We start from the raw sequence: 17,561 nt of genomic DNA, 5'->3' as shown, positions 1-17,561 counted from the left end.
GAATTCTCTTCCTGGCCGGCGTACATTGTCAAGTAGTTACTTGAATAGTCATGAGGGACGGGCAATGAACGGGCACATGAAGAGCAGCGGCACCTCAGGCAGCCACGAGGCCAAGAAGGAGCTGTTCGACGGTTTCGCTTCGGTGGCCAAGGTCATGAGCAGCGGAAGGCGGGCGGAGATTGTGGACATCCTGGCCCAGGGTGAGCGTCCAGTTGATGAGATCTCACGTGAAATTCGTCAGAGCATCGCCAACACGTCCCAGCATCTGCAACTGCTGTTGCGCGCCGGACTCGTAAAGAGCCGGCGTGAGGGGACGAGGATTTACTACTCGCTCAGCGGCGCAGCCGTAATCCGGCTATGGGCAGCTGTCCGGGATGTTGCCGTTGAACACCTTGCCGAACTTGACGAGCTTGCCACGTCCTACCTGGGAGACCGGTCCAGCCTGACCACCATGACGCGAAGCGAACTGCGTGAACGGATAGGCAATGGCGACCTGATGCTCATCGACGTCCGCCCAGAGGCAGAGTTCCGGGCGGGCCATATTGCAGGCGCGTTGTCAATGACCATCAAGGAGCTGGAGACCCGGCTGGATCAGTTGCCTAACGACAGGCTGATCGTTGCGTACTGCCGGGGACCCTACTGCGTCTATGCGGATAATGCCGTCCGGATTCTGACTCGCCACGGCATGAAGGCTGCGCGGCTCGAGGAAGGGTTTCCGGAGTGGAAAGAAGCAGGGCTCCCGGTAGAGGCACCCAATAAGGCATCCGGGACATAGCCGTGTTCCCCGAGCGAGAGCAACCCGCGTCCCTGCCGCCTTTCTGGCGGCAGGGACGGTATGTCAGGCTGCTGCTGCCAGGGCAGGCAAGCGGCGTCCCGCCATAGCGCGCTTCCCGGCGTCGGAAACTGCAAGCAGTGGCTTTTCCGCTGCGGGGGCCACGATCCGGAGTTTGCATTCGGACTGGAACGGATCGATAGAAGCTGGCAGATGGTGGGATTTGGAGCACTCACGGAGCTGCTCCAGGGCGGCCGCATCCACCTTTGCGTGGCTGATGTCAACAACGACGTCGAGCCCTTCCCGCAGATGATTGGCACGCTTCACAACCACATACAGTGCTTGGATGCTTTGAGCGGTCACATGACCTTGGGCGGCTACCTCGGCCTGTCCGCAATCCAGGTCCACGCGGACCAGTACCCGAAGTTTGTCGTTCAATGGAATCCCCCTCTATGGGTGGCCGCGACGCTGCGACCGAACCCCAACACTAAACAGCGCTTTGTGATCTACGCAACACCCAACGTCATATTGATGCCTGATTGCGTCAAAGAGCGCTGCATTCCCGGAGCCCCTGACACGCCTCCGGACGAACAGTAATAACCACTCCCTTTTTGAGGAGAACTGAAATGCCTGCAGTAACCATAAAGGCTCTTGAAACAAAGTCCTTCGACGAACCCGATGAGAAGCGCCGCCCGCCGAAGACTCAGGTCGACGTGATCAACATCGGTGAGACCACCTTGGGCAGGTTCACCTTCGAGCCCGGCTGGCGGTGGTCCGAGACCGTCAAGACCGTGGTCCACACCGACAGCTGCCAGAGCAACCATCTGGGCTTCTGCACGGCCGGTACGCTCACCGTCCAACTGGAGGATGGGAGCCGCACCACAATCCACGCTGGCGACGCCTACGCCATTCCTCCCGGGCACGATGCCTGGGTCGAAAACAACGAGGCGTTCGTGGGCTACGAGATCATGAGTGCAGCCACGTTCGCCAAGCCCGTCTAGGTTCACGCGCTGCTCCGCGCACCGAAATGCGTAACTTTTACCTTGGTTTGCGGGGAGGGACGCCGGAATCACAGGGCACGGGGTTGCTCCACCCTGCAAAAGTGACGCATTTCTGCGGCGGCCAGGGAATTGCGAAGGCCACGGACCGGGTTTCAGCCCTCAGCTGGAACCCGGTTCAGCCGGAGGCGCCCAACGGAGCGTCGCGGTAGATTGTTGGAATGACCGAAACTCCGCTGCAGACCACCGTCGCCGCTCCGCCCGTTGCCAAAAAAGTCCCCACTGAGCGCACCCATCACGGTGACACGTTCGTGGACAATTATGAATGGCTCAGGAACAAGGAATCCGCGGAAGTTGTGGAGCACCTGAAGGCCGAAAACGCCTACCAGGAAGCAGTGACCGCCCACCAGCAACCCCTGCGCGAGGCCATCTTCCAGGAGATCAAGGGCCGCACCCAGGAGACGGATCTCTCCGTACCCCACCGGAAAGACGGCTGGTGGTACTACACCCGCTCAGTCGAGGGCAAGGAGTACGGTATTTCCTGCCGTGTCCTCGCCAGCAACACCGGCAACCCGGTGGCCGACTGGACGCCGCCTGAGGTTGAAGCCGGCGTTGAAATCCCGGGCGAGGAGATTTTGCTGGACGGTAATGTCGAGGCCGAAGGCCAGCCCTTCTTCTCCATCGGCGGGACAGCCGTCACCGTGGACGGCAACATTTACGCCTACGCCGTGGACAACTCGGGCGACGAACGCTTCACCCTGCGCCTGAAGAACCTCCGGACCGGCGAGATGCTGCCCGACGTCATTGAGAACGTGTTCTATGGGGTTGCCTTCTCCCCCGACGGCAGCCGCGTCTTCTACACCGTGGTGGATGATTCCTGGCGTCCGTACCAGGTGAAAGCCCACATTTTGGGCACGCCCGTGGAACAGGACGCCATTATCTACCAGGAGGACGACGCCGCGATGTGGTTGGGCTTTGAACTCTCCGCGGACCGGCGGCACCTCGTGCTGAGCATCGGCTGCTCGGAGTACAGCGAAACCCGGCTCCTGCGCTTCGACGATTACGACGCCGGGCTCACCACTGTCGTCTCCCGGAACGAGCACGTCCTGTACGAGGCCGAGCCGTTCCTGCTGGAAGACGCCTCCGGTGCCCGCGCCGAGCAGATCCTCATCACGCACAACCGCAACGCCGTGAACTCCATGGTCTCGCTCATCGATCCTTCCGAACTGTCAAAGCCGCTGTCCGGGCAGCACTGGACCACCGTCGTCGAACATTCCGACGACGTCCGCGTCAACGGTGCCGGCGTGACCTCAACCCACCTCCTAGTCTCTGTCCGCAAGGACACCATTGAGCGTGTGCAGGTGTTGCCGCTCGCCGGGCTGGGGACGCCGGCGCAGGGTGCTCCGGTGGAGCCTGCCTTCGATGAGGAGCTCTACACGGCTGGAGTGGGCGGGTCCGACTACGAGGCGCCGGTGATCAGGCTGGGCTACACGTCCTACTTCACGCCGTCGCGCGTGTATGACTTTGTGCTGCCCACAGAGGAACAGCCGGCCGGGGAGCTTCTGCTGCGCCGGGAAAGCCCGGTGCTGGGCGGCTACTCCGCGGCTGACTATGTGGCGACGCGGGAGTGGGCAATCGCCGACGACGGCACCCGGATTCCGCTGTCAGTGCTCAGGCACGCATCGCTGAAGCAGGACGGCACCAACGCGGGGCTGGTGTACGGCTACGGCTCATACGAGATGAGCATGGATCCCGGATTTGGGATTGCCCGGTTGTCCCTGCTGGACCGCGGAATCATCTTCGTGATCGCCCATGTTCGCGGCGGCGGTGAGCTTGGCCGGCACTGGTACGAGGACGGAAAGAAGCTGCGGAAGAAGAACACGTTCACTGACTTCATCGCGGCCACCGACTGGCTCGCCGGCTCCGGCTGGGTGGACCCGGCACGGATTGCTGCGCTGGGTGGCTCGGCCGGCGGGCTCCTGATGGGCGCCGTGGCCAACCTCGCACCGGAAAAGTATGCAGCGGTGGTGGCCCAGGTACCGTTCGTGGATCCGCTCACCTCGGTACTGGATCCGGAGCTCCCCCTGTCCGCCCTGGAGTGGGAGGAATGGGGCAACCCCATTACGGATCCCGAGGCGTACGCCTACATGAAGTCCTATGCGCCTTATGAGAACGTGCACGCGGCCAGGTACCCCAAGATCGCCGCGGTGACCTCCTTCAATGACACGCGGGTCCTCTACGTGGAGCCCGCCAAGTGGATCCAGGTCCTGCGCGAGGCCACCACTGGCAGCGAGCCCATCCTGATGAAGATCGAGATGGAAGGCGGGCACGGCGGAGCCTCCGGCCGGTACGTCCAGTGGCGAGAGCGGGCCTGGGACTACGCTTTTATCGCCGACGCCCTCGGCGCTACCGAGCTGCTGCCCGGAGCCGGCCTGAAGTAACCGTCCCCGATCTCCCCCATCGACTGCTCCGTAGGTGCCCTTTTGGACCCTCAAAACGGCATTTACGGAGCAATGGATGAAGCCGGAGCCCGTTGCCAGCGTCTCCGGCGAGTTCAAGCACTTGAGCATCAGCTTACGGAAAGGCAGATCAATGCAGCTTGACGAAGTAATCGACCAGTTTCATAAGGCGCTAAATCAGTTTGCCCAAGGCGACCCGGAACCGGCAAAGGCCATCTGCTCCCACAGCGCGGATATGTCCCTTGCCAACCCTTGGGGCCCTCCCGCGGTGGGCTGGGACCTGGTGTCCGAGACCCTGGATTCAGCCGCCGCACGATTCAAAGACGGGCGAGTCTCTTCCATTGAGTCCCTCACCAGGCATGTCGCTTCCGATCTCGCCTGCTTTCTGGACATAGAACATTGGCAGGCGAAGATAGGCGGGAGTGACGAGGAATCCACGCTGGACCTGCGCGTGACAAGTGTTTATCGGGCTGAAGGAGGCACGTGGGCGCTCGTCCATAGGCACGCAGACCCGATCATGAATCCCCAACCTCCGAACGCGGGGCCGCAGAGATAAAGCTAAGCGCCGGGCTTGAGTAACCTCAATGGATGAGGGTTGAGCAGCGAAGCTCCTCTAGTACCGCATCGGCTCCTGTAAGACTTCCTCCGGCGGGACATCACCCAGGCGATGCGTCCGTTCCACGGCCTGAGCCACCATCCCGGCGAGGGAACCTGCCGCGAGCGCGGCCCGGCGCTGTATGGCCGCACCCGTTCCGCCAGCGAGGATGTCCCCGACAACACGCGCCACGGCTTCGACTTCTCCGGCCTCGGCCAAGGCCCGCTGTATGTGGTCCAAAAGCGCTGCGACCACCACGGCCGCGTCCCGTGGCTGGCCCGTGATCGGGTGGATCAGATCGCCCTCCACCCCCGACTTGCTGGCCTTCCACGAAGCCATGCGCAAGGCACTTGCCGGGACCTGTCGGGGCTTCCGGCCCGCTTTCCAGTCACGTGCGGCCGTCTGGACGAGCGCCCGGACCACAGCGGCTATCCCTGCTGCATGTTCGGCGTCAAGGCAGACATCAGCGATCCGCACTTCCACCGTGGGGTGGTGCCGGGAAAGCCGGGCATCAAAGTAGATCATTCCGGGGTCAAGAGGAACACCCGTTTCCAGCAGCCGCGCCACTTCCCGCCGGTATGCAGGGGCGGAGCCGAAGATCTCGCAGGGACCCGCTGTAGGCCAGCGGCCCCACAGCTGATACCGGTAACTGGCAAACCCGCTGTCGGTCCCACTCCAGAACGGCGAGTTGCTGCTCAGCGCCAGAAGGACCGGCAGCCAGATCCGGATCCGGTCCAGAACAGCCACGCCTTCCTCTGCGGAGCCCACCTCGACGTGGACGTGGAACCCGCACGTGAGCTGGTCCTTCATGGTCCGGCCAAAGCGGGATTCCATGGTGAGATACCGGCTGGTCCGGACAATGTGGGGAACCACCGAAACGGCTGAGGTTGCCAGTGCCACCGCCCTGGCCCCGGCACTGGACGCCGCGGTATCGGCAAGGCGTCGGCCCTGCCTGATGGTTGACAAGGCATCGGCCATGGTCAGGGAGGGAGATCCAACCACTTCGATCTGTTCCTGCTTGACCTCAAGTTCAAGGAAGGCCGCATTGACAGCGGCAGGTTGGCCGGCAAGGGCCGAGGCTACGGCAGGCACCGGCTTGAAGGTGAGGGAATCCACAAGCAGCAGTTCCTCTTCGACCCCAAACTGGCGCAAATGCCCGGGCTGCTGATACTTCACGTTTGACCTCCATGGTCGAACGATGATTAACGGGCCAGCTGCACGACCCGGAGAGCATAAACCAATCCCTTCCAGCCGGGTCTGAAGGATCTCCTCAGGCCAGGATGTGAATCAATTATAAGGGGGCTGTCTAGGGCGTCCCCAGCGCCGGAGCTGAAAATTACCAGCCAGTTTCCCCAACATTAAGCCAGGGCGGTGAACTGGCTCATCGCTCAACCGCGGACGACGGCGGCAGTTGCCTCCGCGATGGCCTGCTCTTCATCGGTGGGAACCACCAGCACAGGAATTGCCGAATCGGCTGCCGAGATGATGCGGGCCATTTTGGACCGGACCTGGTTGAGACCGGCGTCGAGCTGTATTCCCAGGGCGGCCAGATGCTCCCCGACGAGGGCGCGGAACTGATGGGAGTTTTCGCCGATCCCTGCCGTAAACACAATGGCCTTGGCTCCGCCGGCCGCCACGTGATAGGCGCCGATGTACTTCGCCAGCCGGTAGGCAGCAACCGCGAGCGCCATGGACGCCTTGGCGTCGCCGGCCTCGGACGCTTCCACGACTGAGCGCATGTCGTTGTTGCCGGCCAGGCCCTTCAGCCCGGACTGGCGGTTGAGCATCGAGTCGATGTCCTCGGTGGACCAGCCCGCGCGCGCCAGGAAAACCAGGATGGACGGGTCCAGGTCTCCGGACCGCGTGCCCATGACCAGACCCTCCAAGGGAGTGAAGCCCATGGAGGTATCCACGGATTTTCCGGCTTGGATGGCCGTGACGGAGGCGCCGTTCCCCAGGTGGGCGATGACGCCGTCGAACTCCTCCACGGGAAGTTCCAGCATGGCGGCGGCGCGGTGCGTCACATACTCATGCGAGGTGCCGTGGAAGCCGTAGCGGCGGATGCCGTGGTTGGTGTAGAGCTCGTCCGGGACGGCGTACCGCCACGCGTGCTCGGGCAGGGTGCGGTGGAAAGCGGTGTCGAAGACCGCCACCTGCGGCATGTCCGGCCACTTTTTGGAGATGGCTCGGATGCCCAGCACGTTCGCCGGATTGTGCAGGGGCGCCAGCGGGTTGAGGCGTTCAATCGCCCGGGTGATCTCGTTGTCAATCAGGACGGGCTCGGAAAACCGCTCACCGCCGTGCACAACGCGGTGCCCCACGGCTGCGAGCTCCAGCTCCCCGAGTTCCTGATGAATGGCGGTGTCCACCTGCTCCAGTGCTTCGGCGTGATCCCTGGGGCCGATGATTTCACCGTCGCCCTCGCCTCCGTTGCCCATGCCAATTTTCTCGATCAGCCCTTCGGTGAGCACGTTGGCGGCTTCCACATCACGGACCTGGTACTTGAGTGAGGACGAGCCGGAATTGATGACGAGGACGAGCACGGGGGCCTCCTAAGCCTTCGTTTCTGCTGAAAGTTCTTGTACTGGGGCCTCCGGCGGGGCATCGGCCCGGGCGGCCGTGGACTGGGCCTGAATGGCGGTGATGGCCACGGTGTTCACGATGTCCTCCACTGTGCAGCCGCGGGAGAGGTCGTTCACCGGCTTCCGCAGCCCCTGCAGGACAGGCCCGACGGCGACAGCCCCCGAGGATTGCTGCACCGCCTTATAGGTGTTGTTGCCCGTGTTCAGGTCGGGGAAGATGAACACGGTTGCCTGGCCGGCAACTGTTGACCCCGGCATCTTGGATTCGGCGATGGCGGCGTCCACGGCGGCGTCGTACTGGATGGGACCTTCGACGGCGAGATCCGGCCGCCGGTCCTTGACCAGTTCAGTGGCCTGCCGGACAGCCTCCACCGCCTCACCGGCCCCTGATCCGCCGGTGGAGTACGAGAGCATGGCTACCCGTGGCTCCACCCCGAACTGGGCGGCGGTTTCGGCCGAGGCAAGGGCAATGTCCGCGAGCTGTTCGACATTCGGATTCGGGTTCACTGCGCAGTCCCCGTACACCAGTACCCGGTCCGGCATGAGCATCAGGAACACCGAGGACACGATCTTGACGCCGTCGCGAGTCTTCACGAATTCCAGGGCGGGACGGATGGTGTGGGCCGTGGTGTGGGCGGCGCCGGAAACCATCCCGTCCACCACCCCCAGCTGGACCAGCATGGTACCGAAGTAGCTTTCGTCCTGCATCACCTCAAGCGCCCTGGCGAAGTCAACGCCCTTGTGCGCCCGTAACTCCGCGTACTTCCGGGCAAACTCCTGGCGCCACCTGGACATAAGGGGATCCACGATGTTGATCCCGGTCAGGTCGATCCCCTGGCTCGCCGCGAGCTCCCGGATCTCCGCTTCCCGGCCCAGCACCGTCAGCTCGCAGACATCACGCCGGTGCAGGATCTCGGCTGCCCGCAGTATCCGAACGTCCATGCCTTCAGGGAGCACAATGTGCCGCCGCTGCGACCTTGCCCGCTCTACCAGGTCGTGCAGGAAGCGCAGCGGCGTCATCCGCTCCGCGCGTGGCAGGTGGAGGCGCTCCACCAGTTCCGTCTCGTCCACCCGCCGGGCCCACAAGCCAAGGGCAGAAGCAACCTTGCGGCGGTGGCCGGACCAGATTTCGCTGCGGACCTCCGAGACCTGCTTGGCTGTGGTGTACGTATCGTGCGGCGCCGTGAACACGGGGAAGGGTGCCTGCGCCAGGAGCGAATAGATGGTGGGATCCGGGGCGAGGTTGCCGGTGAGGATCAGGCCGGAGGGCACCGGAAACTCCGGAGAGAACGATGACGCCAGGCAGGCCACCATCACGTCGGCCCTGTCCCCCGGAACGATCACCAGCGCGCCGTCGTCGAGCACGTGCAGGAAGTTCGCCACGTTCATGGCCGCCACTTTGTTGGAGTGGACATCCCGTTCCATGTCCTGGCGCCCCGCGACTTGCCGGATGCCGAGGGCGGACGCCACTTCCCCGATGGTAGGCCGGGCGATGTCCTCGAGTTCGGGAAGGACATAGACCGGGCGGCCGGAAGCGCCGGGACGCACGGCTGCGGTGATGGCCTCAAGGTCGCCGGCATCGGCGCGGTTCGCCATGATGGCCAGGAGGGAGCAGCGCTCCGCCACAAGTTCCTTGCGGGCTACCTCGACGGCGTCCGCTGCTTCCGCCACAGTGCGGCCTTTTGCCCCCACCACCGCCACCACGGGCGCGGCGAGATTGTTGGCAAGGCGGGCATTGAGATCGAATTCGACGGCGGCGTCCTGGCCGGTCAGGTCTGTGCCTTCAACAATCACCACATCGCAATGACGGGACATTTCCGCGAAGATTTCCACACACCGGGCGTCGATTTCGGCCCGGTTGCCCTCGGCCAGAAGCTTCCTGACTTCGGTGGAGGTCAGGCCTCCCCGGCATCGTTGATCATCCAGGTCGAAGCGGGCGTTCATCAGCGCCACCATGGGGTCAGCCGAGGGGTCGTCCCCGTGCACCACCGGTTTGAAAAACCCGATCCGGTCCGCATGCCTGTGGAGCGTGTCTGCCAGGCCCAATGCAACGAGCGACTTCCCCGAGCCTGGAGTTGTTGCGCTGACGTAGATCCCTTTAGCCATGGTCCACCCTTGGTTGTGCTGGTCCCGTCCCACCATACTTTCACCTCTTGACAGCCACCACGCAAATGGGATTACCTAATGAACATTCGGTAAATAAAGCTGGAGGCAATGACGCATGGCTGAACTCACTATCCTTGGCACCACTAGAGGCGCCTCCCCAGAGGATGCCATCACGCATCCGATACTGAAGGACGACTACGCCTCCGAATGGATGGGAATCGAAGTCCTCGCGCTGAGTGACGGCCATGCCACCATCCGGATGACCCTCCGCCAGGAAATGCTCAACGGCTTCGGCATGGCGCACGGCGGAATGATCTTCGCCTTCGCCGATTCCGCCTTCGCCCTCGCCTGCAACCCGGTCAACCCGACAGCAGAGGAGGCGGACACCATCACTGTTGCCGCCGGCGTCGACATTAACTTCCTGCAGCCTGCCTATACAGGCCAGGTGATCACCGCCGTCGCCGATCTCCGGGCGAGCGCGGGGCGAACCGGGCTCTACGACATCCGGATCTTTGCTGCCGACGCCGGAACTCCCGCCGCAACGGCGACGCCAACTTCCGACGCCGTTGCCGCCTTTGCTCCGGGTGAACTCATCGCCGAGTTCCGCGGGCGCAGCCGGACCATCGCCAAGAAACAGAACCCCACCAGGCAATAGAACAGAGAACCATCATGACCCTGCACGCCACCGAGTCCGCATCAGCTTCCAGCGATGCCGTCCTGGACCGCGAAGAAACCATGTCCCGGGACGAGCTGGAGGCCCTCCAGCTCAAGCGCCTCCAGGACACGGTGGCCTACGCCTATGAGCGGGTGCCGCTGTACAAGCGCAAATTCGATGAGGCCGGCGTCCACCCCAGCGACTTGGCGGATTTGGGCGACCTGGGAAACTTCCCCTTCACCACCAAGGAAGACCTCCGGCAGGAGTACCCCTTCGGCATGTTCGCCGTGCCGCAAAACGAGGTGGCCCGCGTCCACGCCAGTTCGGGAACCACCGGCCGCCCCACGGTGGTTGGCTACACCAAACAGGATCTCGCCGACTGGGCCAAGCTGGTGGCCCGCTGCCTCCGCGCTTCAGGCATCCGCCCCGGAATGAAGGTCCACAACGCCTACGGCTACGGGCTCTTCACCGGCGGCCTGGGCGCACACGCCGGAGCTGAAGTCCTCGGCTGTACCGTCATCCCGATGTCCGGCGGGCAGACCGAGCGCCAGATTCAGCTCATCCAGGACTTCAAGCCGGACGCCATTCTCTGCACGCCTACGTACCTGCTGACCATCGCCGACGCCATGGTGCACGCCGGGATTGACCCCGCCTCGACGTCCTTGCAGTACGCCGTGCTGGGAGCGGAGCCATGGACCGAGGAGATGCGGCACGAGCTTGAAGCCACCATGAACATTAAGGCCTGCGACATTTACGGGCTCTCGGAAGTCATGGGCCCGGGAGTGGCCGGGGAAGCCGTGGAAACTCAGGACGGCAGCCACATCTGGGAGGACCACTTCCGGCCTGAGATCATCGACGCGTTCAACCCAGTCGTTGGCGTGGACGCGGTGCTGGGCGACGGCGAGCACGGCGAACTTGTTTTCACGTCCCTCACGAAGGAAGCACTGCCCATCATCCGTTACCGCACCAAGGACCTCACCCGGCTCCTGCCCGGCACCGCCCGCCCCGCGCACCGCAGGATGGGCCGCATCACAGGCCGCAGTGACGACATGATCATCCTCAGGGGCGTCAACCTGTTCCCGTCCCAGATCGAGGAGATCGCGCTCCGGATCCCTGAGCTGAGCCCTCACTTCCAGCTGGAACTCACCCGCCCTGAAGGCCAGCGCATGGACCAGATGACGGTCAAGATCGAGCGGCGGGAATCAGTAACCCCGGAGCAGAGTTCGACGGCGGCACGGGCCTTGCGGGAGCAGATCAAGATCCACGTGGGTTCTTCATGCGAGGTTGCTGTGGTGGAGCCCGGAACGCTGGAGCGCTCCAGCGGGAAGCTGCGGAGGATCTACGATCTGCGCCGGAAGGGGCAGTCCAGCTAAGCGGCACCAACCGACCGTTCATGAGAAACTAGCCAACATGTCCAGTACAGCAGCACCCACGAAGCGCGGCCGGCCCGGTTACGACCAGCAGTCGGTGCTGCTGATCGCCGTCGACGTTTTCAACAAGCACGGTTACGACGCCACGTCGATGGGGATCCTGGCCGAGAACCTGGGCATCTCCAAGTCGGCGATCTACCACCACGTCCCATCCAAGGGCGATCTGCTTAAGCTGGCTCTGGAACACGCCCTGGGTGGGTTGGAGGCCATCCTGGACGAGCCGGAAGCCAAGGAAGGTTCAGCGGAGGCACGGCTGGAATTCGTGCTGCGCCAGACCATCTCCGTGCTGGTGGACCGCCTGCCGTTCGTGACCCTGCTCCTGCGGTTAAGGGGCAATACGGAGATCGAACGGAACGCCATGGAACGTCGTCGCGCCTTCGACCACATCGTTGCCGGTTTGATCTCGTCAGCCCAGGACGAGGGCTCAATGCGCAAGGACATCGACCCCCGCACGGTAACGAGGCTTCTGTTCGGAACCATCAACTCCATCGTGGAATGGTACAAACCGGGCGGTTCCCTGTCCCCCGAAAAGCTCGCCGACGACGTCATCACCATGGCCTTCCGCGGGCTCCACGCCACCCCCTAGCCGAACGCTCGCTCACGTCTCGCCGGCTTTTCCCGAACGCTCGCTCACGTCTCGCCGGCTTTTCCCCAACGCTCGCTCACGTCTCGCGGGCTTTTCCCCAACGCTCGCTCACGTCTCGCGGGCTTTTCCCGAACGCTCGCTCACGTCTCGCGGGCTTTTCCCCAACGCTAGCTCACGTCCGTGAGGCTCCGATCAGCGTGGCTGGGAAGGGTTGGTAGGTACGCCCTGAGAAGGTGGGTTGACGGGTGGCCCGGACGTTGCGGGAGAAACGGATGAGCCCCCCTGATTTTGGGACATCTCCGGCATCTCCCGCGGCACCGACCCGCTGGGTTCAGCACCTTCCTGTAGAGCGTGCAGCCTGCTCTCCAGGACCTGGATCACGGGGAGCCTGTCCCCGTGGTGCCGTTCATAGTCCAGAATGGCTTCGATGCCTGCTGCATCCAAGGCGTGGATCCGGGAAGGAAGCGTGCCAAGGGGGATGTGATCGTAGTCCGGAAGCGGCAGTTGATCCCGTTCAGGGGAATGGTTCATGACTCCTCCTGCGTTGTTGGTGTGTCCACGGTAACAGCGGCAATGTTGAATATAAAGAGGCCCCGGGGGCAAACAGGCGCCCAGAAATGGCGGGCTTCCGAGCGCTAAATCACACCCTACGCCGACGCCCAGGGCCAAGTTCTGAGAGCCGACAAGACGGCGGCACAAGCACACGGCGTTCCGCTCCGTTGCTGTTGCACCAGTCACGGATTCAGCGGCTACATGCCTTCGACCGCTTCACCTCGAATGAAATGCACCCTTCCTCAGCACGCGTCAGCTGTACATGAGGAGGAAGGTGCTGCACCACCATCGCAACGTCATCTTTGTCACTGCAGATGAGTTGCCCGGCCAGAAGGACGTTGTTCATAGCTTCATCCTGCACGGTGGATGCAACACCGGCATCGCAGCGTTGGATCGACTTACGAACAAGAATGCTGAAGGCGCCCCGCTCTGCGTGACGCCTTCAACGTTGGTTTCACAGCTGGTATTCGGCCTGTTGCCCCAAGGTCTCGTGGATGCAGAGGATGTTGTTCTCCGTGTCCATAAACCACGCGCACTTCTCGGATTCGGTTGAACAAATGTGGTTCTCCGTTTTGAGATCCGGCTCATCATAGTCTTGGAAACGGATGCCCTTCCGCTCCAATTCCTGGACAGCCTCCTCGATGTTCCGTACCTCGAAACTCAAGGTTGTGTGCTCCGAGTGCTTGCCGTCCTTGACTGGCTTCAATTGCAGCATGTGCCCGCCATCCATACCGAACAATTCGCTTCCGTCGTCTGCCACTCCACGGTGCGGGAGTCCCAGCGCCTCTGCATAGAAACGGCGGGCACGCTCTACATCATCGACTGGCAGGACAGTAGTGGCTGTGCTTAGTCCTAGCGTCATCATTTCGCTACCTCCTACGCTGAAAATTTTACCCTTCAGCGCGGTTGAGAACCTTGGAAAATATCGTTCGTGAGAAACTAGCCACTGTGCTCGCCACCAAGTGACAGGACCGAATCATTTCTACTGACGCCTTTTTTAGCCGACTGTCATGGTTCCGGTCCCTGATCGTCCCGCTGCGTTTCGAACGGGCGTTGAACTCCCCCCGCGGTCTGCTGTTCGGGTACCTGATTATCCACATCGTCTTCCTGGTTTTCTCACTCGCGTTCTCGCTGCGTGGTGCAGCACTTGGCGACACTGCCATTTACCGCGAATGGATGCTTGGTGGCTTCAGCAGCGAGAATCCCACCGGCGGGCCGAGCGCCTCCGTTTACCCGATCCTTGCAGTGGTGCCGATGGCAATCGCTGGCATCGCAGGATCCCAGCTGTTCTTCTCCGGTTGGGTCTTGATGATCGCTGTTCTCAATGGCCTCGCCTTAGCCAAGTTGACCAGTTGGGGCCGTCAGCAGAAATCGATCAGGGCAGCCTGGTGGTGGCTGCTTTTCACCGTCATTTTGGGCTTCTTGGGATTCTCGCGGGTGGATGGCGTCACAGCTCCCATGGTTCTGGTTGCGTTGGCTTTTGGAGTGTCTGCACCTTTCATCACCGCCGTACTTCTCAGTGTTGGGACGTGGATCAAGGTATGGCCGGCGGCAATACTGCTTTCGTTGTTTGCCGTGACCAGGGGTCGGGTCCGGCTCCTGCCTGCCGGAATCTTCGTAACAGGGATAGCGGTCGGACTTGCAGGCTTTATGGGCTGGCTCCCAAGGCTGATGGATTTTCTGACGCTTCAAGGCGGCCGGGGCATGCAACTCGAGGCCACCTTCAGCACTCCTTGGTTATCGCTTGCAGTTTTCGGCGTCGATGGCTCCAGAACTTATTTGAACGTTGGGATCGGCTCCATGCAGGTGGATGGACCAGGGACCGAGCTCATGGCCGTCCTGATGCAACCATTGTTGATTCTTGTCGCTCTCTTGGTTGCTGCGTCGATTTTTTGGGCGCTCCGCAACGGCAAAGGCGCAGAGGTCCCGGATCGGAGTGAACTTTTGCTCGTAGGATCGCTTGCCATAGCGACGGCATTCGTCGTTTTCAACAAGGTGGGGTCCCCTCAATTCATCCTGTGGCTGGGCCCAGCAGTGGCAGTGGGACTGGCCCACAACTGGAAAGAGTGGCGTGTTCCGGCCGCTTTGCTGACACTTATCGCCGTCACCACCTTTTTTGTCTTCCCCGTACTCTTTCAGCCCCTCAGCCAAAACGACCCCTTGGCTGCCCTGGTCCTTACAATCCTGAATCTCTTGCTGGTGGTGCTGCTCTGCTGCTCGCTGCGACGGCTCTATACCTTGGGCGGAGGAAAACGAACTCCAGCCGCTGAACCGCCGGACACAGCAGCTGAGCACAGCAGCACCCAAGTGTGAACCCGCGAAACGTGAGGGAGCGTCCCCAAAAAACCCGCGAAACGTGAGGGAGCGTCCCCAAAAAACCCGCGAAACGTGAGGGAGCGTCCCCAAAAAACCCGCGAAACGTGGGGGAGGGTTACTTCTCCACGAGCGTCAGGACGTCGTAGGTTGCCACGATTTCATCGTTCTGGTTGGTCAGGAGGGCATCCCACGCAACCTCGCCGTACTCGTCGGTTTCGCGGGGCGTGATCTTCTTCGCCGTGAGCGTCACACGGATGGAGTCCCCTGCGGCCACGGGTGTGATGAAGCGCAGGTTTTCGAGTCCATAGTTGGCAAGGACGGGGCCGGGAGCAGGTTCAACAAACAACCCGGCAGCCCAGCTCAGCAGCAGGTACCCGTGGGCCACGATGCCGGGGAAGAACGGGTTGGCTTCCGCCGCTTCCTGGTTGGTGTGCGCGTAGAAGGTATCCCCGGTCGAGTTGGCGAACGCCGTGATGTCCTCCAAAGTGACCTGGCGCAGCTCGGAACGGACTGCGTCCCCGATCCGCAGGGTTTCCAGCGACTTCCGGAACGGGTGTGTCTGCTCCGTTTCCAGGGTGAAGTTCCGGTCGGCGCCGGCATGCCAAACACCCGTGACCGCGGTGAGCATGTTCGGTGAACCCTGGATGGCTGTCCGCTGCATGTGATGCAGGACGGAGCGGATCCCACCCAGCTCCTCGCCGCCACCCGCACGACCCGGACCACCATGGACCAGGTGCGGGAGCGGTGAGCCATGGCCGGTGGAGCTGCGTGCGTCCTCACGGTTGAGCATGAGCACGCGGCCGTGATGGGCTGCAATTCCGGTGACGAGTTGCCGGGCAACCTCGGGATCGTTGGTGCAGACAGAAGCGACGAGGGACCCGCCACCACGCGCGGCGAGCCGGACGGCGTCGTCAATATCCGAGTAGCCGATCACGGAGGATACGGGCCCGAACGCTTCAAGGGAATGGACCTCCTCCGCCTCTGCATCCGCCCAGCTCAGCAGCACGGGCGACATAAAGGCACCGTCCTCGACGACGCCCACTCCCCCGTCCCTGTTGGTGACCTTCGGCGAATCGAGCGTGCCGTACGCTAGTTCGCCGCCGGCGTCGAGCATTGACTGAACGGCCGCACGAACGTCCGCGAGCTGTTCCAACGAGGCAAGGGCGCCCATGGTGACGCCCTCAGCCCGGGGATCACCCAGGACCACGCGCTCCCGGACACGTTCGCCCACCGCATCGACGACGTCGGACACCAGTTCCCCGGGCACAAGGGCCCGCCGGATCGCGGTGCACTTTTGCCCGGCTTTGGTGGTCATCTCTGCAACCAGGGATTTGATGAAGGCGTCGAATTCAGGGGTGCCACGGACAGCGTCGGGCCCCAGAATGGCCGCATTGAGGGAGTCCGTCTCGCAGGTGAAACGAACTCCGCCTTCACCTATGTTGACGTGGGACTTGAGCTTGACGGCCGTGGACGCAGACCCCGTAAATGACACCAGGTCCCGGTAGTCCAAATGGTCCAGAAGGTCGCGGGCGGAACCTGAAATAAGCTGCAAGGCACCCTTGGGAAGGATGTTGGACTGCACGATTGCCTTGACCACGGCGGCAGCAACATACCCTGTGGGCGTGGCCGGCTTCACGATGGTGGGCACCCCGGCAAGGAAGGCGGGGGCAAGCTTCTCCAGCATCCCCCAAACGGGAAAGTTGAAGGCGTTGATTTGGACTGCGACGCCGGGGATGCGCGTGTAGATGTGTTCGCCGGCAAACGATCCGTCCTTCGACAAGACCTCCATGGGGCCGTCCACCACCACCTGGGCGTTGGGAAGTTCCCGCCGCCCCTTTGAGCCGAAAGTGAAGAGGACGCCGATTCCGCCGTCGATATCCACCATCGAATCAATCCGGGTGGCGCCCGTCTGCGAGGAGAACGCGTAGAACTGCTCGCGGCGCTCATTGAGGTACTGTGCCAGCTCTTTGAGCTTCAGCGCGCGCTGGTGGAACGTCAGCTTGCCCAGCTCCTCCTGCCCGGTGGTACGTCCGTAATCCACGACGGCGGCCAGGTCCAGTCCCTCAGTGCTCACCTTCGCAAGGAGCTCCCCGGTGCTGGCATCCAGGACCGGGACCGCGGATTCGGCGGCGGTGGCGTCGGGCGTCCACCAGGATTCCTGCACGTAGCTGGGAACGGTTTCTACTGCGTCTACCGTGGGCTGGGTGTCTCCAAAGGAGCTTGTAATGGTGGTCATCGTTGACGGGTCCTTCCAACGCGGGGCAAGATCATACAGCCAGTATTACTGACCGTCCGTTCGGTAATATGACTAGAGTACATGAATGTGCTGTGCCGCACACTAGAGCCCGCACACTGGATACACCAGGTAAACCCGATACAGGGCGCACCGCTGCAGAGGAGAGATGAATGATTCCCGAACCCGGCATTCCGGAGGACGACGCCGAGGATGAATCTTCCGGTGCAAGCCCAGAGGAATATGGCGGGGCGGAAAACGGCGGGCTCTGGAAAAT

15 protein-coding genes are annotated in these 17,561 nt (G+C 62.6%); 8 read left to right on the top strand and 7 right to left on the bottom strand.

Going from position 1 to position 17,561, the window contains the following annotated elements; all coding sequences use genetic code 11:
• Nucleotides 1–64 precede the first annotated feature (64 nt).
• Complete coding sequence (locus M1E05_RS05555; RefSeq protein WP_458111775.1) at nucleotides 65–775, top strand: ArsR/SmtB family transcription factor; 711 nt, start codon at nucleotides 65–67, stop codon at nucleotides 773–775.
• 63 nt (nucleotides 776–838) lie between these two features.
• Here M1E05_RS05555 and M1E05_RS05550 read toward each other — a convergent pair whose 3' ends face one another.
• Nucleotides 839–1,210: a hypothetical protein gene (locus M1E05_RS05550; RefSeq protein WP_461164703.1), complete on the bottom strand. Its 372-nt coding sequence runs from the start codon at nucleotides 1,208–1,210 to the stop codon at nucleotides 839–841.
• Nucleotides 1,211–1,398: 188 nt separating this feature from the next.
• On the opposite strand from M1E05_RS05550, the gene M1E05_RS05545 reads away from it, so the two are divergent.
• From M1E05_RS05545 to M1E05_RS05535, 3 genes are all read left to right on the top strand, one after another.
• Nucleotides 1,399–1,773 carry a cupin domain-containing protein gene (locus M1E05_RS05545; protein WP_461164702.1) on the top strand — a complete coding sequence of 125 codons (375 nt, stop codon included), beginning with the start codon at nucleotides 1,399–1,401 and terminating at the stop codon, nucleotides 1,771–1,773.
• A gap of 218 nt (nucleotides 1,774–1,991) precedes the next feature.
• A complete protein-coding gene (locus tag M1E05_RS05540) occupies nucleotides 1,992–4,211 on the top strand; it encodes a S9 family peptidase (RefSeq protein WP_461164701.1) in 2,220 nt (739 codons plus the stop codon).
• Nucleotides 4,212–4,362: 151 nt separating this feature from the next.
• Nucleotides 4,363–4,785 carry a YybH family protein gene (locus tag M1E05_RS05535; protein ID WP_461164700.1) on the top strand — a complete coding sequence of 141 codons (423 nt, stop codon included), beginning with the start codon at nucleotides 4,363–4,365 and terminating at the stop codon, nucleotides 4,783–4,785.
• Between the two features lie 57 nt (nucleotides 4,786–4,842).
• Here the strand turns inward: M1E05_RS05535 and M1E05_RS05530 are convergent, their stop codons facing one another.
• The 3 genes from M1E05_RS05530 to pta all read right to left on the bottom strand — a co-directional run bounded on the left by M1E05_RS05530 (nucleotide 4,843) and on the right by pta (nucleotide 9,512).
• Nucleotides 4,843–6,000, bottom strand: a complete 1,158-nt coding sequence (locus M1E05_RS05530) for a glutamate--cysteine ligase (protein WP_461164699.1) — start codon at nucleotides 5,998–6,000, stop codon at nucleotides 4,843–4,845.
• A gap of 212 nt (nucleotides 6,001–6,212) precedes the next feature.
• Nucleotides 6,213–7,367, bottom strand: coding sequence for an acetate kinase (locus M1E05_RS05525; RefSeq protein WP_461164698.1), 1,155 nt, complete (start codon nucleotides 7,365–7,367; stop codon nucleotides 6,213–6,215).
• Between the two features lie 9 nt (nucleotides 7,368–7,376).
• On the bottom strand, nucleotides 7,377–9,512 hold the full coding sequence (gene pta, locus M1E05_RS05520; RefSeq protein WP_461164697.1) for a phosphate acetyltransferase: 2,136 nt from the start codon (nucleotides 9,510–9,512) through the stop codon (nucleotides 7,377–7,379).
• Nucleotides 9,513–9,627: 115 nt separating this feature from the next.
• On the opposite strand from pta, the gene M1E05_RS05515 reads away from it, so the two are divergent.
• From M1E05_RS05515 to M1E05_RS05505, 3 genes are read left to right on the top strand one after another with little or no spacing between them, the layout of a single operon-like run.
• Nucleotides 9,628–10,167 carry a hotdog fold thioesterase gene (locus M1E05_RS05515; protein WP_461164696.1) on the top strand — a complete coding sequence of 180 codons (540 nt, stop codon included), beginning with the start codon at nucleotides 9,628–9,630 and terminating at the stop codon, nucleotides 10,165–10,167.
• 14 nt (nucleotides 10,168–10,181) lie between these two features.
• Nucleotides 10,182–11,540, top strand: coding sequence for a phenylacetate--CoA ligase PaaK (gene paaK, locus M1E05_RS05510; RefSeq protein WP_461164695.1), 1,359 nt, complete (start codon nucleotides 10,182–10,184; stop codon nucleotides 11,538–11,540).
• 37 nt (nucleotides 11,541–11,577) lie between these two features.
• Nucleotides 11,578–12,183 carry a TetR/AcrR family transcriptional regulator gene (locus M1E05_RS05505; protein WP_458111785.1) on the top strand — a complete coding sequence of 202 codons (606 nt, stop codon included), beginning with the start codon at nucleotides 11,578–11,580 and terminating at the stop codon, nucleotides 12,181–12,183.
• A gap of 192 nt (nucleotides 12,184–12,375) precedes the next feature.
• Here M1E05_RS05505 and M1E05_RS05500 read toward each other — a convergent pair whose 3' ends face one another.
• Both M1E05_RS05500 and M1E05_RS05495 read right to left on the bottom strand, forming a co-directional pair.
• Complete coding sequence (locus M1E05_RS05500) at nucleotides 12,376–12,714, bottom strand: hypothetical protein (protein ID WP_461164694.1); 339 nt, start codon at nucleotides 12,712–12,714, stop codon at nucleotides 12,376–12,378.
• A gap of 475 nt (nucleotides 12,715–13,189) precedes the next feature.
• A complete protein-coding gene (locus M1E05_RS05495) occupies nucleotides 13,190–13,597 on the bottom strand; it encodes a VOC family protein (RefSeq protein ID WP_461165196.1) in 408 nt (135 codons plus the stop codon).
• 191 nt (nucleotides 13,598–13,788) lie between these two features.
• Here M1E05_RS05495 and M1E05_RS05490 point away from each other — a divergent pair, with 191 nt between their 5' ends.
• Entirely contained in the window at nucleotides 13,789–15,048 is a 1,260-nt protein-coding gene (locus M1E05_RS05490) for a glycosyltransferase 87 family protein (protein ID WP_461164693.1), read from the top strand.
• Between the two features lie 118 nt (nucleotides 15,049–15,166).
• Here M1E05_RS05490 and paaZ read toward each other — a convergent pair whose 3' ends face one another.
• Nucleotides 15,167–17,287, bottom strand: coding sequence for a phenylacetic acid degradation bifunctional protein PaaZ (paaZ, locus tag M1E05_RS05485; RefSeq protein WP_461164692.1), 2,121 nt, complete (start codon nucleotides 17,285–17,287; stop codon nucleotides 15,167–15,169).
• Nucleotides 17,288–17,561: the final 274 nt, after the last annotated feature.

The organism is Arthrobacter sp. R4-81 (assembly GCF_054792365.1).
This window is presented reverse-complemented; position numbering and strand designations above follow the sequence as displayed.

Bases quoted from the DNA above. Each gene is read 5' to 3' on its own strand.
- M1E05_RS05555 (WP_458111775.1), top strand. From the start codon at position 65: ATGAACGGGCACATGAAGAGCAGCGGCACCTCAGGCAGCCACGAGGCC.
- M1E05_RS05545 (WP_461164702.1), top strand. From the start codon at position 1,399: ATGCCTGCAGTAACCATAAAGGCTCTTGAAACAAAGTCCTTCGACGAA.
- paaZ (WP_461164692.1), bottom strand. From the start codon at position 17,287: ATGACCACCATTACAAGCTCCTTTGGAGACACCCAGCCCACGGTAGAC.
- M1E05_RS05540 (WP_461164701.1), top strand. From the start codon at position 1,992: ATGACCGAAACTCCGCTGCAGACCACCGTCGCCGCTCCGCCCGTTGCC.
- paaK (WP_461164695.1), top strand. From the start codon at position 10,182: ATGACCCTGCACGCCACCGAGTCCGCATCAGCTTCCAGCGATGCCGTC.
- M1E05_RS05500 (WP_461164694.1), bottom strand. From the start codon at position 12,714: ATGAACCATTCCCCTGAACGGGATCAACTGCCGCTTCCGGACTACGAT.
- M1E05_RS05495 (WP_461165196.1), bottom strand. From the start codon at position 13,597: ATGACGCTAGGACTAAGCACAGCCACTACTGTCCTGCCAGTCGATGAT.
- M1E05_RS05535 (WP_461164700.1), top strand. From the start codon at position 4,363: ATGCAGCTTGACGAAGTAATCGACCAGTTTCATAAGGCGCTAAATCAG.
- M1E05_RS05515 (WP_461164696.1), top strand. From the start codon at position 9,628: ATGGCTGAACTCACTATCCTTGGCACCACTAGAGGCGCCTCCCCAGAG.
- M1E05_RS05505 (WP_458111785.1), top strand. From the start codon at position 11,578: ATGTCCAGTACAGCAGCACCCACGAAGCGCGGCCGGCCCGGTTACGAC.
- pta (WP_461164697.1), bottom strand. From the start codon at position 9,512: ATGGCTAAAGGGATCTACGTCAGCGCAACAACTCCAGGCTCGGGGAAG.